14 protein-coding genes, 1 tRNA gene and 1 pseudogene are annotated in these 12,457 nt (G+C 61.3%); 7 read left to right on the forward strand and 9 right to left on the reverse strand.

Translation table 11 applies throughout. The features are described from left to right. Positions 1-111: 111 nt before the first annotated feature. Complete coding sequence (locus tag IEY49_RS13735; protein WP_189009789.1) at positions 112-492, reverse strand: hypothetical protein; 381 nt, start codon at positions 490-492, stop codon at positions 112-114. Between the two features lie 32 nt (positions 493-524). On the opposite strand from IEY49_RS13735, the gene IEY49_RS13740 reads away from it, so the two are divergent. Continuing rightward, entirely contained in the window at positions 525-1,268 is a 744-nt protein-coding gene (locus tag IEY49_RS13740; RefSeq protein ID WP_189009790.1) for a carbonic anhydrase, read from the forward strand. 179 nt (positions 1,269-1,447) lie between these two features. Here IEY49_RS13740 and IEY49_RS13745 read toward each other — a convergent pair whose 3' ends face one another. Next, positions 1,448-2,683: an aminopeptidase gene (locus IEY49_RS13745; protein ID WP_189009791.1), complete on the reverse strand. Its 1,236-nt coding sequence runs from the start codon at positions 2,681-2,683 to the stop codon at positions 1,448-1,450. Between the two features lie 108 nt (positions 2,684-2,791). On the opposite strand from IEY49_RS13745, the gene IEY49_RS13750 reads away from it, so the two are divergent. The 3 genes and pseudogenes from IEY49_RS13750 to IEY49_RS13755 all read left to right on the forward strand — a co-directional run bounded on the left by IEY49_RS13750 (position 2,792) and on the right by IEY49_RS13755 (position 4,483). Beyond that, a tRNA-Pro gene (locus IEY49_RS13750) sits at positions 2,792-2,868 on the forward strand. Positions 2,869-3,136: 268 nt separating this feature from the next. Further along, positions 3,137-3,496 (forward strand): annotated as a pseudogene (locus tag IEY49_RS21480) (response regulator transcription factor); the annotation flags it as partial. Then, the gene (locus tag IEY49_RS13755) at positions 3,479-4,483 is read left to right on the forward strand and encodes a GGDEF domain-containing protein (RefSeq protein WP_229780807.1); all 1,005 of its coding nucleotides are present in this window, start codon (positions 3,479-3,481) and stop codon (positions 4,481-4,483) included. The pseudogene IEY49_RS21480 and the gene IEY49_RS13755, both read left to right, overlap by 18 nt. 313 nt (positions 4,484-4,796) lie before the next feature. Here IEY49_RS13755 and IEY49_RS13760 read toward each other — a convergent pair whose 3' ends face one another. The 6 genes from IEY49_RS13760 to thrC form a co-directional block, all read right to left on the reverse strand. Then, positions 4,797-5,195 (reverse strand): rhodanese-like domain-containing protein, encoded by a 399-nt coding sequence (locus IEY49_RS13760; protein WP_189009792.1) that lies wholly within the window; start codon positions 5,193-5,195, stop codon positions 4,797-4,799. Positions 5,196-5,349: 154 nt separating this feature from the next. After that, complete coding sequence (locus IEY49_RS13765; RefSeq protein WP_229780804.1) at positions 5,350-6,042, reverse strand: cupin domain-containing protein; 693 nt, start codon at positions 6,040-6,042, stop codon at positions 5,350-5,352. Positions 6,043-6,173: 131 nt separating this feature from the next. Continuing rightward, a complete protein-coding gene (locus IEY49_RS13770) occupies positions 6,174-6,947 on the reverse strand; it encodes a DUF5602 domain-containing protein (protein ID WP_189009794.1) in 774 nt (257 codons plus the stop codon). A gap of 853 nt (positions 6,948-7,800) precedes the next feature. After that, positions 7,801-8,097: a hypothetical protein gene (locus IEY49_RS13775; RefSeq protein ID WP_189009795.1), complete on the reverse strand. Its 297-nt coding sequence runs from the start codon at positions 8,095-8,097 to the stop codon at positions 7,801-7,803. Positions 8,098-8,167: 70 nt separating this feature from the next. Beyond that, a complete protein-coding gene (gene thrB, locus IEY49_RS13780) occupies positions 8,168-9,115 on the reverse strand; it encodes a homoserine kinase (protein ID WP_229780805.1) in 948 nt (315 codons plus the stop codon). After that, complete coding sequence (thrC, locus tag IEY49_RS13785) at positions 9,112-10,152, reverse strand: threonine synthase (RefSeq protein ID WP_189009796.1); 1,041 nt, start codon at positions 10,150-10,152, stop codon at positions 9,112-9,114. Before thrC ends, thrB begins: the two co-directional genes overlap by 4 nt. Positions 10,153-10,458: 306 nt before the next feature. Here thrC and IEY49_RS13790 point away from each other — a divergent pair, with 306 nt between their 5' ends. Further along, on the forward strand, positions 10,459-10,725 hold the full coding sequence (locus IEY49_RS13790; protein WP_189009797.1) for a GlsB/YeaQ/YmgE family stress response membrane protein: 267 nt from the start codon (positions 10,459-10,461) through the stop codon (positions 10,723-10,725). 210 nt (positions 10,726-10,935) lie between these two features. Further along, positions 10,936-11,157, forward strand: a complete 222-nt coding sequence (gene rpmB / locus IEY49_RS13795) for a 50S ribosomal protein L28 (protein WP_189009799.1) — start codon at positions 10,936-10,938, stop codon at positions 11,155-11,157. Between the two features lie 61 nt (positions 11,158-11,218). On the opposite strand, the gene lspA is transcribed toward rpmB, so the two are convergent. Continuing rightward, entirely contained in the window at positions 11,219-11,737 is a 519-nt protein-coding gene (lspA, locus tag IEY49_RS13800) for a signal peptidase II (protein ID WP_229780806.1), read from the reverse strand. Between the two features lie 91 nt (positions 11,738-11,828). Between lspA and IEY49_RS13805 the strand changes: the two genes are divergently transcribed. Then, positions 11,829-12,296 carry an S-ribosylhomocysteine lyase gene (locus IEY49_RS13805; RefSeq protein WP_189009803.1) on the forward strand — a complete coding sequence of 156 codons (468 nt, stop codon included), beginning with the start codon at positions 11,829-11,831 and terminating at the stop codon, positions 12,294-12,296. Positions 12,297-12,457 lie beyond the last annotated feature (161 nt).

The following is a 12,457-nucleotide window of genomic DNA, read 5'->3' on the forward strand; positions in this document are numbered from 1 at the left end:
GGAAGCTGTCATCGGCGGGTCAAGCCGGGTTCCCACCACAAATCATGCCGCTGACGACCCGGGGCTGGACGGGCACCACCAAATGCCGCAGCCTGCTCTGAACACGCGCGTTCAGATGGTTTTGGGCTGGAGGACCAGGGCCTGAACTTCCCGGACGACCGCCAGTTCCCGCAGCTGTTCGGGGTCCAGATCCCCGGCTTTGGCCAGCGCTTCTGCCTTCTTGCGGTCCACGGTGGCCACTTCCAGCGCTGCGGCGTCGCCGAAGGCTTCCCGGAAGCGGTCTATGGGATAGTCCACGCGGCGCGAGACCTTGAGGGTCGCGCGGTACAGCTCGGTCTCGGCCTGGGCTCCGGAGAGCAGCGCCGTTTTGATCTGCGCCGCCAGTTCGTCGCGCTCGGCTTCCAGGCCCATCAGGGTGTCGCGCAGCATGGCGTAGCGTTCCAGCAGCGCCGGAAGGTCCAGGGTCTGGTCGTCTGATCCGGCACTCGTCATGGCTGACAGGATACGGCGCACCTTCCATTAAGATGTCGGACGTGGACGACCGCAACGACTCGCTACTCCCCCTGGACTCCGCCGACGTGCGCCGCCGCCTTCTGGACGCCATCCGGCGCGGCGCCAGCATGGAGGACATCGCCAATCTGCAACCCGCCCGTATTCAGAACGCCGAGGCGGCCATTCAGGCCCTGAAGGACGGCAACGCCCGCTTTTTCTCCGGTCAGGGAGGGCGCGCCGATGTGGGCGCCAACGAACGCCGCGCACAGATCATGCAGCAGACGCCGTTTGCAGCCGTGCTGGCATGCAGTGACAGCCGAGTCCCGGTGGAGATCGTCTTCGATGTCGGCTTGGGCGACCTGTTCGTGGTGCGGGTGGCCGGCAATGTGGTGGGCGAGTCTGGCCTGGGCACCCTGGAGTACGCTACCGAGCACCTGGATGTTCATCTGATCGTGGTCATGGGTCACGAGGGTTGCGGCGCCGTGGCCGCCGCCCTGCTGCCGGAAGAGGCAGTAACGCAGGAGCCTGAGAACCTGCAGCGGCTGATCCGGCGCATTCAGCCCAGTGTTGCGGACCTTCCCCACATCCGTGACAAGAAGGCCCGCATGCGCGAGGCCGTGCTGAGTAACGTGCGCCATCAGGTGCACCTGCTGCGCCAGCAGCCGGTGATCCGCGCCGCCGAGGAACGCGGGCAGATCCGTGTGATCGGGGCCTTCTACGAGATCGGCTCCGGTGCGGTGGACTTCCTGACCGAGGAAGACGATCTGCGTCTCTGACAGCGGTGCCCGCAGCAGTTGAAGTTTCTATCATGACTGCTGTAGGGCAGTCGGAATGACCACGACAGGCAGCAGTTGGAGTGCTTCTCCCGTCAACGGGACAGAGTACCGCTGTGAGCAGACTGCAATGCGGCGAGGCGGGCTCCGGTGTAGGCCCGCCTCGCCGCATCTGATAAATCTCAGATCACGAATTCGCCGTTGCGCATGACGGGTTCCCGGCTGCCGTCGGGGGTCAGGCCGTCCACGTTCATCTCGCTGCTGCCAATCATCCAGTCCACGTGGGTCAGGCTGTCGTTGCCGCCGGCTGCGTTGAATTCTTCGAGGCTCATATCCACGCCGCCGCGGACGTTGAAGCGGTAGGCGCTGCCGATCGCAATGTGCGAGGCGGCGTTCTCGTCGTACAGGGTGTTGAAGAAGAACAGTCCGGAGCGGCTGATGGGGCTGGAATGCGGCACCAGCGCAACCTCGCCGAGGCGGTGGCTGCCCTCGTCAGTGTCGATCATTTTCTGCAGGGTGTCCTCGCCCTGGCTGGCACTGGCCTTCGTCACCCGGCCACCTTCGAATTCAATGCGGATACCGTCGATCAGCACCCCGTTGTAGGACAGGGGCTTGGTGCTGACCACCACACCGTCCACCCGCTCGCGGTGCGGTGCGGTCCACACTTCTTCAGTCGGAATGTTGGCCGTGAACGTGATACCCCCGGGGGTGTCGGCAGCGCCACCGCCCCAGACGTGGTTGTCGGCCAGACCGACGGTCAAGTCTGTGCCGCCCCCCTGGAAGTGAAGCGCGGCATACTGCTTGCCCGTCAGCAGGTCGCGCCGGCGCTTCAGGTTGGCCAGGTGGGTTTCCCACTGCTCCACCGCGTCGGGCTGGTCGGCCCGTGTGGCGGCAAAAATGGCGTCCCATTGCTTTTCTACGGCCTCCTGAGCGCTGGCGTCGGGGAACATCAGGGCGGCCCAGCCGGGAATCGGGGCGCTGATCAGGTTCCAGTTCAGACGGTTGGTCATCACCTGCGCCGTGTAAGGCTTGCGGTAGGCTGCCAGCGTGCGCTGATGGGTGGCCACGCGCTGGGCGTCCACGTTGCCCAGCAGGTTGGGGTTGGTGGCCCGGATGGCGATCACGGCGCCGCCGGCCTCGGCGGTTTCGATCTCGGCGTCCACCCGCCAGCGGCTGATCTGCTCGAACGAACCTTCGGGCGCCAGCTCAAAGCGGGCCAGCTGCACGTCGTCGTCGTCCCAGCGGACGTCTACAAAGCTTGCGCCGGCCGCGTAGGCCTCGCGCACCACAGCGCGTGCCAGCTGGGCCGTATCGACTGGAGCCTGCACCAGTACCCGCTGGCCTTCCCGGATGCCCAGACCTACGCGGACAGCCAGCCGCGCGTAATTGCGCAGCTTGTCTTCAAATGTCAATGCCATAGTAGGCAGCATATACGCCGTCCCTGACCCGGGTCCTGCCCATCCGGTCACCTGGGCGCCGCCCTTGACGGAACCAGGGGGGCCATCTATAGTCTTGGGGCTGGCCGTCGAGGCGTAGCGCAGCCTGGTAGCGCACTACCTTGGGGTGGTAGGGGTCGTGAGTTCAAATCTCGCCGCCTCGACCAGCACAGAACTCCCTCTTAGAGGGAGTTTTCTCGTTTGTGGTGCTCGTGGTCGCTGTCCTCGGTGCTCCGTCTGAGGCTCATGCGGCGAGCCTCGGATGGATGTTGGTTTGGGGTTTTGCTGGTCTGTCCTGCATGGTCTGAAACGGCGTGCGTCCCTGTTATGGACCTGCCTGTTAAGGAAACCCGATAGGCCAGGCAGGTTCCCTGCTCAGCATTCGGAACCCCAGCTGATAGATGCTGATGCACCACGCCACGGCGGGAAATTCTTATGACCCCAAATATCCTCCTCATCGAAGACAACCCTGACATTACCAACGTCGTGAAATACGACCTGGAACAGGCTGGGTATCAGGTGATGACGGCGGAAGACGGCGCGTCTGGTCTGACCTCCGCCCGCGAGAATCATCCTGATCTGATTATTCTCGACCTGGGACTGCCTGACTTCAGCGGTGAGGAAGTTGCCCGCCAGCTGCGGGCCAACAGCAGTGTGCCGGTCATCATCCTGACGGCTATGGACGCCGTGGACCAGAAGGTCAGTCTGCTCAGGGCCGGAGCCAACGATTACATGGTCAAGCCTTTCTATCCTGAGGAACTGCTGGCCAGAGTCGAGGTGCAGCTGCGGGCGCAACCCGGGTCAGGTGGAGACCCTGGTCCAGTTCCCTCGCCTTCCGCGGAGACGTCGTTTGCCAGCCCGCTGCCCGCGCATCTGCAATTCAGCGATCAGCCGCACTGGCTCTCTCTGCTGGCCGCGGCGCTGACCCACACCACGAGTGGCATCAGCATCACTGCCAATACCGAAGACCATCCAGTCGTGTACTGCAACCCGGCCTTCGAGCGCCTGACCGGGTACAGCGCGGCAGAGATTGTTGGTCAAAGCTGGCAGGTCCTGCAGGGTGAAGCCACCGACCCGGAGGCCCTGGCCCGTGTCTATGAGGCCATCGACTCCGGAATGCCGACCGATCTGATCATGCTGAATTACAGAAGGGACGGCAGCAGTTTCTGGAACGCCCTGAACCTCGGTCCGATCAGAAACGAGGACAACGCCGTGACCCACTTTATCGGGGTGCATACCGATGTCACCGACCGGGTCAATACCCAGCGCGAACTGGAACAGCGGGCCTATACCGATATCCTGACAGGTCTGGCAAACCGGGCCCAGTTCATGCGGGAACTGGAACAGGAAGCGGTCTCTCCAGAAAGCCAAGGCCACTTCGCACTCGGTTTTATTGATCTGGACGGCTTCAAGGCCATCAACGACCGCCTGGGGCACGAGGCGGGTGATGAACTGCTCAGGCAGGTCGCGCAGCGGCTCAGGGGGGTGGTCCGGAATGTGGACCTCGCCGCGCGGCTTGCAGGCGACGAGTTTGTGCTGCTGTTACGACACGTCGAGTCAGACAGTGCGCTTGAGCTGATCGCGCAGCGGACGCTTGCAGCATTTGAGCCAGCTTTCGAACTGGAAACGAGCTCGGTGACCGTGCGTGCCAGCCTGGGTCTGGTCCGTCACCGTGCAGGTGAAAGCGCCGCGCAGCTGCTGTCCAGGGCAGATCAGGCCATGTATCAGACCAAGCGCCGGGGAAAGAACGACTTTACCCTAGATCTGACGACGCTGGGGTAGCCGGCGCCAGTCTGATTTTTATGCCGATTACGAGCAGATGTCGGAAGCAGCGCTCAGTGCAGATGTCGGCCCTGACCGGGGGGCGATAGGCGCGGTTGATTCCTGGTCGTTGACATAGGCGCCAGGACGCTTCGTCCTAGCGCCTGTCTGGGGTCACTGGGCTTCTGAAGGACCCAGTGGCCGGTACCAGGTTAAGCAGGCGAAACTTCCAGCCTTTGATGATTGAGGCATATGCACGGCAGCTGATCCGACAGGTCCAGGCAGGTAAAGCGGTCCGCTCATGCTGACAAATACCGGTCTGCGGCTGGGTTCGTCAGCTTCCCGAATCGGACCTGACCACCGGGCGTCCTGCTTCGGTCCAGGCCTTCATCCCACCGTCGAGGTGCGCAACTTTCGCATAGCCCATCTGCCGCAGCGTATCGGCAGCCAGTGCAGAACGGCCTCCTGCCGCGCAGTGCAGGATGATACGGCGGTCAGGGTCGAACTCGCTGCGGTGGTATGGGCTGGAAGGGTCCGCGTAGAACTCCAGCATGCCGCGCGGCGCTGACAGCGCGCCCGGAATGGTGCCGGTCTGCTCCTGCTCGCCGGGCTCACGGAGGTCAATCAGGACAGCGTCGCCGCGGTCCAGTTCTGAGGCAACCTGGTCGGCCGACAGATTTTCGATTCGGGATTTGGCGTCCTGGACAAGTTGAATGGCAGTTTTCGTAAGCATTCAGAGGCTCCTTGAGTGACCAAAGAGGGACCTGTTGCTATCACACAGGCGGGCGCGCTTCTGCAGCCTTGCATGTCCGTAGAGTCCTGTCTGGTGTCAATCGCAGGACGTGCATCTCCAACGCTGGCGGAGAGTTGAGGTCGTGGCCGCTCCTTCAGTTGCGATTGGTGGTCAGGGCCGTTCCCTTCGGCACCATGAACGACACTGCGACCCGCGCTGGAGCTGAATGTGGGTTGCCCACCACCGCATATTCGCCCGGCGCTTCGCGCCAGGTCTCGCCTGCCTTGAAGGCGCGGTTTCCACTGCGGTCCCGAACCACCATCTGCCCGGCGAGAACGGTGGCGAATCCAGGGCCGCCGTGGGTATGTTCAGGAGTGAAAGCGCCCGGGGCGAAGTCCAGGATCAGCTGGTGCAGGTCGTACTGGGCAGGCATGCCCGCGACCTCGAAGTTCGAGCGATTGACGGTGGTCGGTCCTGGGGGCAACAGCTGGTTGGAGCCACCCTGTTGTGTGGTGGTCAGTGCCGCCCCTTTTGGAAGTACGAAGGTGGCCAGGACCCGCGCGGGGGCGGTTCCGGCGTTGCCGACCTCGGCATAGACTCCAGGCATTTCGGTCCAGGACTCGCCTGCCTTGAAAATCCGGGTCTTTCCAGCTTCACGTACCGTGATCTCACCGTTCATAACGGAAACAAGGCCCATGCCACCGTGGGTATGAGACGGGGTGAAGGCACCCGGTGCAAAGTCCAGCACCAGCTGGACAATTTCCATAGCAGAGGCATTTTCAAGCTTGGTGTTCAGGGCGACGTTGGCCCCTGCCGGCGTCTGGCTGCTGGTCCTGTCAGTTGCCACGGTGCATGCGACCAGTATCAGGCTAAGCAATAATGCCCGCGAAGTGTGCATGGTGGGTTCTCCTCAGGTGATCAGAGAGCGCTGCGTCGGCATACCTCCGACCGGAAATGAAGTCGATTGGAAATGCAGTGTCACTGCACCGTCTGGAAGTCGCCCAGGATGAACTGATAGGCATTTAGACCGGGGTCGTACACCGCGTTGAAGGTGGTGGGATACCGCGTGGTCCGGCCGAGATTCCGGGGCATGAGCACCGGCAACGAGAAGTTCTGTCTGTTTAGCAGCAGCTGCTGCGTCACCATGGGTTCCAGGAAGATGAGTTTTCCTCCGTAGGAACCTGCGATCATGACCTTGTCGAACAGACCAGGCTGGATCTGCCCGGGTGCCGAGAACTCTGATAACGGCAGGCTGTGAAACCCCATAGTAGGCACGCAGACGGCCTGTGGCGGTACGCCAGGGGGCACTGGAGGCGCCCAGCCCTGCGGCACATCTGCTGGGTTGATCTGGTTCATGTTCTTGCAGTCGATGGAGTTGGCCTCTGCTTTGCTGATGCCGTGAAAATGCAGGTCAAAATGCGGGGTGTTGTAACGCCCTACAGGGGTGTGACCATGTGGATTCCAGTCGAGGCTGACATGCTGAAGAAAGGTGGTCTGCTGCACATCAGAAGGGAAGTTGATCTGAGCGACGACCGGGGAGCCACTGGTTGGACCATTCTGGATGGTTGCCATCGGGACCGTGAGGCCTGCCTGGGTGATCTCACCATTTGCAGCGATCCGGGCCCAGCTGCGGACGCTCGCGCCGTTCACGGTCTGGCTTTCACCCACAACGAGGTTCTCGCTGATGGTGAGTCCACAGGAAACCAAAGCGACACTGATACAGACGCCTGACAGGAAAAGCTTTGTGTTCATGTGTTTCCCCTGATGAATGCGTTACCTATTAGAGTAGGAGCGATTGATAGCATGGAGTCGGGCCAGATTTAACCTCCTTGGTATAGACGGTAAGCCTGTCGCACTGTTTATGATGAAATCAGAAGTCTTTTTAACCTTGTAGATGACCAGCAAGCTGTTAACAGCGTCACTTGTAGAGTAATTCGATATGTCTAAGCGTTTGCATGGACGAAATTTTACATTCTTAACTACTCAGTGCCTTAGCGATCAATATGATGATCAAAGGTTGTCTGTTATTCGGCTTTGAACCTTATATAGATTTCAAAGGCTCGATCAGATGAATCCAGGGACAATCCTTGGTTGCCACCCTTCGCCGTCCTTTGAACTTCCCGAATTGCTCGGCAGTAACCCAATTGGCCCCAGCCACACAAGCCGGGTACGAGGCTGTCGCAGAAAAATTTGAAATACTTCTGGCGCGCTATAAGCATCGCCTGTAGCCATGGCAACCAAGTGGTGCCGGCCTCGGCAAGAGTGAATAATTCATATTTATTCGCAGACTGAGAAATATCAAGATCTCATGGAGGCGCGAATTTAACTGTTTCTTTATTCGTCTAAGGACGTCAGCTGTCTTTTGATATTTAGAGAATTTGTCAGGGTGTAAGTTTTCGGTAGCCACCCAGCGGTGACGCGCCATCAGTTTGGCCAGGGTGTTCTGCTTCCAATAACTGCCTGAAGCAGAACTCGCAGGCCCGACCTTTGGGTCGGGCCTGCATCCGTGTCTCTCAAAAAAACCTGGCTCCGCTCTCAGCGCGTCATCTTCAGGAGCTGAAAAATAGAGCCTAGGTATTTCTCGAACCCTTCCTGGAGGACAGGACTACCTGTGCCTGACCAGCCGCTGAGGTTCACGGCTTATCCACCATGCGCCGCCAGCACTCAGCAGGCCAAGAGCCGCGGCGGGCCACAGCAGCGCTGGAACCGGAGAGGACAGGGCCCAGATCAGCAGCACTGCTGCTAGAAGACCGGTTGCGATATCGGCCAACGGCAGAGGAGCGCACCAGAACAGAGGGCGGTCACGGTAGTGCAGCCTCTTCGCAGTGCTTCGCAAAGACAGGGGCATAGAAATAACGGTCAGCGCCGACACCAGAGCGAGCAGGTAATGCAGATCGGACATGCGAGAGGAAATTGTAGAGCCGGTCGTACTCTGGGAAGGCAATCTGGGGCTCGTTTAAGTCGAGCGGCCCTTAATAAGAGACAACTGTGCCGTGTGGGTCAATTGGAAAGTCCTGGACGCGGCCACTCAGGCCATTACGGGTCATCACACTATGCAGATAGGTATGGAGCCTGGTTGTCGGCTGGCGAGTGTCGTGGAAGCACAGCACAGTGGGGCCGGCTCCACTCAACGCTGCACCCAGGGCGCCATAACGGTGTGCCTCTTCCAGTATGTCGCTCAGGCCAGGCACCAGCGGAGCGCGCCACACCTGATGAATGTAGTCCTGCATGGCGTGACGCAGCAGGTCCAGGCGGCCCACACTCAGGGCTGCGGCCAACAGTGCCGCGTGTGACAGGGCATGAACCGCGTCCGCGCGGCTGTACTCGCGGGGCAGGACAGCGCGGGCCTTGCTGGTGGACAGCTCGAAATCCGGAATCAGGACCGTCACGCCCAGATGGGCTGGCGGGTCCAGGCGCACATAGTGGGTTCCCAGCTTGTCCAGCGTGGCAATCACAATGCCACCGAAAAGCGCTGGCGCGACGTTGTCGGGATGGCCTTCCTCACGGGCTGCGACATCCAGAACGGTTTCGTCGTCCAGCGGACGTCCAAGCAGCTCATTGCCCGCCACAATTCCGGCAATCAGGGCGGCGGCGCTGGAGCCCAGGCCACGGGCCAGCGGCACCTCGGTCTCGATTTCTATGCGGGCTGGTGGCAGCGACCTTCCAGCCCGCTGGGCCGAGAGCAGCATGGCCTGATATACGTAGTTGCTTTCGTCTGCCGGGGTGCTGGCCAGTTCAGGGCCGCACGGAATGATCTCGGTAACTTCCTGGCGCCGGACCCGTAGTGTCGTGTAGAGCGGCACACTCAGCCCCAGACTGTCGAATCCCGGACCCAGGTTGGCGCTGCTGGCCGGAGCGCGCACCGTGAAGCAGCGCGCGGCGGTCGCGTCCGGCACGGAAGCGGTCAGCGGCTGGATCAAAGGATGCTCTCCACGACGCGTTCGATCTGGGCCTCGACGGCAACAGGAGTGGCGACGTGACGCATGGCGCTGTTGGGGTCCTTCAAGCCGTTACCGGTCAGGACCGCCACGATGCGCTGCCCGGCCGGGAGCTGTCCGGCTACGTGGCGCTTGAGCAACCCGGCCACCGGTGCGGCGCTGGCGGGTTCGCAGAACACGCCCTCCCGGGCCACCAGCTGCTGGGCTTCCATGATCTCGTCGTCGGTAACCATATCGAACAGGCCGCCACTCTCGCTGACCGCCGCTCGGGCCAGGTGGGCGCTGGCCGGCGCCCCGATGCGGATGGCCGTGGCCAGGGTCTCCGGATTTTCGACCCGGTCCACCCCCCGGGCCAGGGGCGCGGCACCGGAGGCCTGGAAGCCGTACATGCGCGGCAGAGCCTCCATCCTGCCGGCGCTGCGGTACTCCCGGAAGCCCATCCAGTATGCACTGATGTTCCCGGCGTTGCCGACTGGAATGGCCAGGATGTCCGGGGCACTGCCCAGCTCATCCACGATTTCGAAAGCTGCGGTCTTCTGGCCCTGCAGGCGGAAGGGATTGACGCTGTTGACCAGGGCAATGGGGTGGGAAGCGCTGATATCCCGCACCAGATTCAGAGCCACATCGAAGTTGCCGTTGATGGCCACGATCCGCGCGCCGTAGGCCATGGCCTGGGCCAGCTTGCCCAGCGCGATATTGCCGTCAGGAATCAGGACGATGCAGCGCAAGCCTGCCCGGGCAGCATACGCAGCTGCGGCAGCACTGGTGTTGCCGGTGCTGGCACAGATCACGGTGTCGGCCCCATCTTCCATGGCTTTGGCTACAGCCATGACCATGCCCCGGTCCTTGAAGCTGCCGGTGGGATTCAACCCCTCGTATTTCAGGTACAGTTCGCAGCCCAGCTCTCGGCTCAGGTGCGGTGCGTGAATCAGAGGCGTGCTGCCTTCACTGAGGCTGAGCACAGGCGTGCGGTCGGTCATGGGCAGGTAGGAGCGGTAACGTTCAAGAAGTCCAGGCATCTAAGGAAAGCCTCCACATGCCGCAGGGCGGCGGAATGGGGTCATGCTACCTGCCAAGTTGGGGCAGTCGCGCGCAACGGTAAGACAAATACAGCCATCCGTCACCTCAGATGCGCGTCAGACATGAGCCATTTCAGCCCCAGTCTGAAGCCCAGACTTAGCCGGGGTTTGCGGGACATCCATCCCGTCTTCGCCTGCCCTTGAGAAAGTGCTGCTCTGCACATTGGAGCTAGGGGAGGGGTCTCATGCTGCCCTCAACAACGACGCAAATTCATCGTTGAGCGGACGACTTAGGAGGAAACGAACATGGGTTGGATTATCACTATTCTGGTTGGCGCACTCTGCGGTTGGCTCGCGAGCCTCATCATGAAGACCGACGCTCAGCAGGGCGCTGTGGCTAACATCCTCATCGGCATTGTCGGCAGCATCCTCGCGCAGTTCCTGTTTGGCAACATGCTGAACATCGGCGGCGAGGCAGCCGGTAACGGCTTTAGCTTCTGGAGCATCGTCTGGGGTGTGGTGGGCAGTGTGGTACTGATTGCCATCCTCAAGGCTCTGCGCGTTCTACGCTAAAGACCTTGTCCTCAGCCGGGCACCTTCGGGTGTCCGGTTTTGCTGTGGCAGCAGAAAAGAAAAAGAGCAGCAGCCTGCTTCCTCAGATGCATCTGCATGTGCTACAGTCGGAAGGCTTGCCCGTTCCCGTCCGGCGCGGCGGACGCCCCGAAGAGGGACGCGGCCCCCGGACAGTGCCAAAAGGAACAGGCTCAAGAAGGAGAATTCACTATGGCAAAAGTGTGTGAAGTGTGCGGTAAGGGACCGATTGTCGTGAACTCGGTTATCCGCCGTGGTAAGGCCCGTGCAGCGGGCGGCGTCGGTCGCAAGGTTACTGGTGTTACGAAGCGTAGTCAGAAACCGAATCTGCAGCCTCTTACGGTCACCCGCGGCGGCGTCAGCCTCCGTCTGCGCGTGTGCAGCAAGTGCCGTAAAAGCGTCTCTGCGGCCTGAGCATCAACCGAAAAAGCACCCCGGTCTACGTGGCTGGGGTGCTTGTCGTTGAGCTGGTGCGTTAGCGGGTATGCGGATCGCGCCGGAAACTCGCCAGCAGCAGCAGCAAGGTGCCAAGAACCACGCACATATCAGCCAGATTGAAAATCGGAAAGTCTCCCTGTCCTAGCGCGCGGGTAATGGCGCTCAGGAACGGCGCATGAATCATGTCTGTCACCTTGCCGAAGCGCAGGCCGTCAATGGCGTTTCCTATAGCTCCGGCAGCGATCAGGCTCAGCACCAGACTCAGAAAGCGCGTCTGGGGGCGAAGGGTGAGGTACACCAGAATGCCCAGCCCGACCAGCAAGCGCACAACAGCCAGAGGAACGGCACTGCCGCTGAACATGCTCCAGGCGGCGCCGGTGTTGAAGGTCAGGACCCAGTCCAGGATGCCGGGAATAACAGGAATGGCAGGAGCGCCCTGCTGGAGATTGCTCAGGGCCCAGGCCTTCAGCAGCTGGTCGCCCAGCAGCAGGCCTGCGGCCAGCACCAGGGGAAACCACACAGGCACGGAGCGGACACGTTCACGCAGGAGAGGCACGACGCGCAGTATAAGGAGCGTTTTGACTCTGACGCTTCCTGCCTGCACGTGGATTACCTTTGCTGACATCCGCACGCTAGAAAATAGGGCTATGGCGAATGTTGAATCCTTCGATCTGGACCACACCAGGGTGCAGGCCCCCTATGTGCGTCTGGCTGGCGTCAAGACCACTCCTCGTGGAGACAGCATCAGCAAGTACGACCTGCGGTTGCTGCAGCCCAACCAGGGCGCCATTGACCCGGCGGCCATTCATACCCTCGAACACCTGCTGGCGGGTTACCTGCGTGACCACCTGCAGGAAGTGGTCGATGTCTCTCCCATGGGTTGCCGCACTGGCATGTATATGGCAGTCATAGGCACGCCCGACGAACAGGGAGTACTCCGGGCTTTCGAGGCCGCTTTGCAGGACACGGCCGCGCATGACCGTCCTATACCGGGCGTCAGCGAACTCGAATGCGGCAACTTCCGGGACCATGATCTCCAGGCCGCACGTCAGCATGCGCGTCAGGCGCTCAGCCAGGGCCTGAAGATTCAGCAGACTGTTCTCCTGCAGAGGTAGGCGTTCATATCCCGCTGCTCCGGTCCCTGGTGGGACTGGAGTTTTTGTCTTCTCGCGAACCCCCAATTCCGGGCCAAGTGCAGGGAGTTGACAGAATGGTTGTAGGCCTGTATCTTTTCTGAGCCTCGGTTGAGGCGCGACGCATGACAACGAGAGTGAAG

Origin of the sequence: Deinococcus malanensis, assembly GCF_014647655.1 — a bacterium.
GTDB classification, from domain to species: Bacteria; Deinococcota; Deinococci; order Deinococcales; family Deinococcaceae; genus Deinococcus; species Deinococcus malanensis.

Coding starts and splice junctions, on each gene's coding strand:
- IEY49_RS13735 (WP_189009789.1), bottom strand. CDS start 492: ATGACGAGTGCCGGATCAGACGACCAGACCCTGGACCTTCCGGCGCTG.
- IEY49_RS13740 (WP_189009790.1), top strand. CDS start 525: ATGTCGGACGTGGACGACCGCAACGACTCGCTACTCCCCCTGGACTCC.
- IEY49_RS13745 (WP_189009791.1), bottom strand. CDS start 2,683: ATGGCATTGACATTTGAAGACAAGCTGCGCAATTACGCGCGGCTGGCT.
- IEY49_RS13760 (WP_189009792.1), bottom strand. CDS start 5,195: ATGCTTACGAAAACTGCCATTCAACTTGTCCAGGACGCCAAATCCCGA.
- IEY49_RS13770 (WP_189009794.1), bottom strand. CDS start 6,947: ATGAACACAAAGCTTTTCCTGTCAGGCGTCTGTATCAGTGTCGCTTTG.
- IEY49_RS13775 (WP_189009795.1), bottom strand. CDS start 8,097: ATGTCCGATCTGCATTACCTGCTCGCTCTGGTGTCGGCGCTGACCGTT.
- thrC (WP_189009796.1), bottom strand. CDS start 10,152: ATGCCTGGACTTCTTGAACGTTACCGCTCCTACCTGCCCATGACCGAC.
- IEY49_RS13790 (WP_189009797.1), top strand. CDS start 10,459: ATGGGTTGGATTATCACTATTCTGGTTGGCGCACTCTGCGGTTGGCTC.
- rpmB (WP_189009799.1), top strand. CDS start 10,936: ATGGCAAAAGTGTGTGAAGTGTGCGGTAAGGGACCGATTGTCGTGAAC.
- IEY49_RS13805 (WP_189009803.1), top strand. CDS start 11,829: ATGGCGAATGTTGAATCCTTCGATCTGGACCACACCAGGGTGCAGGCC.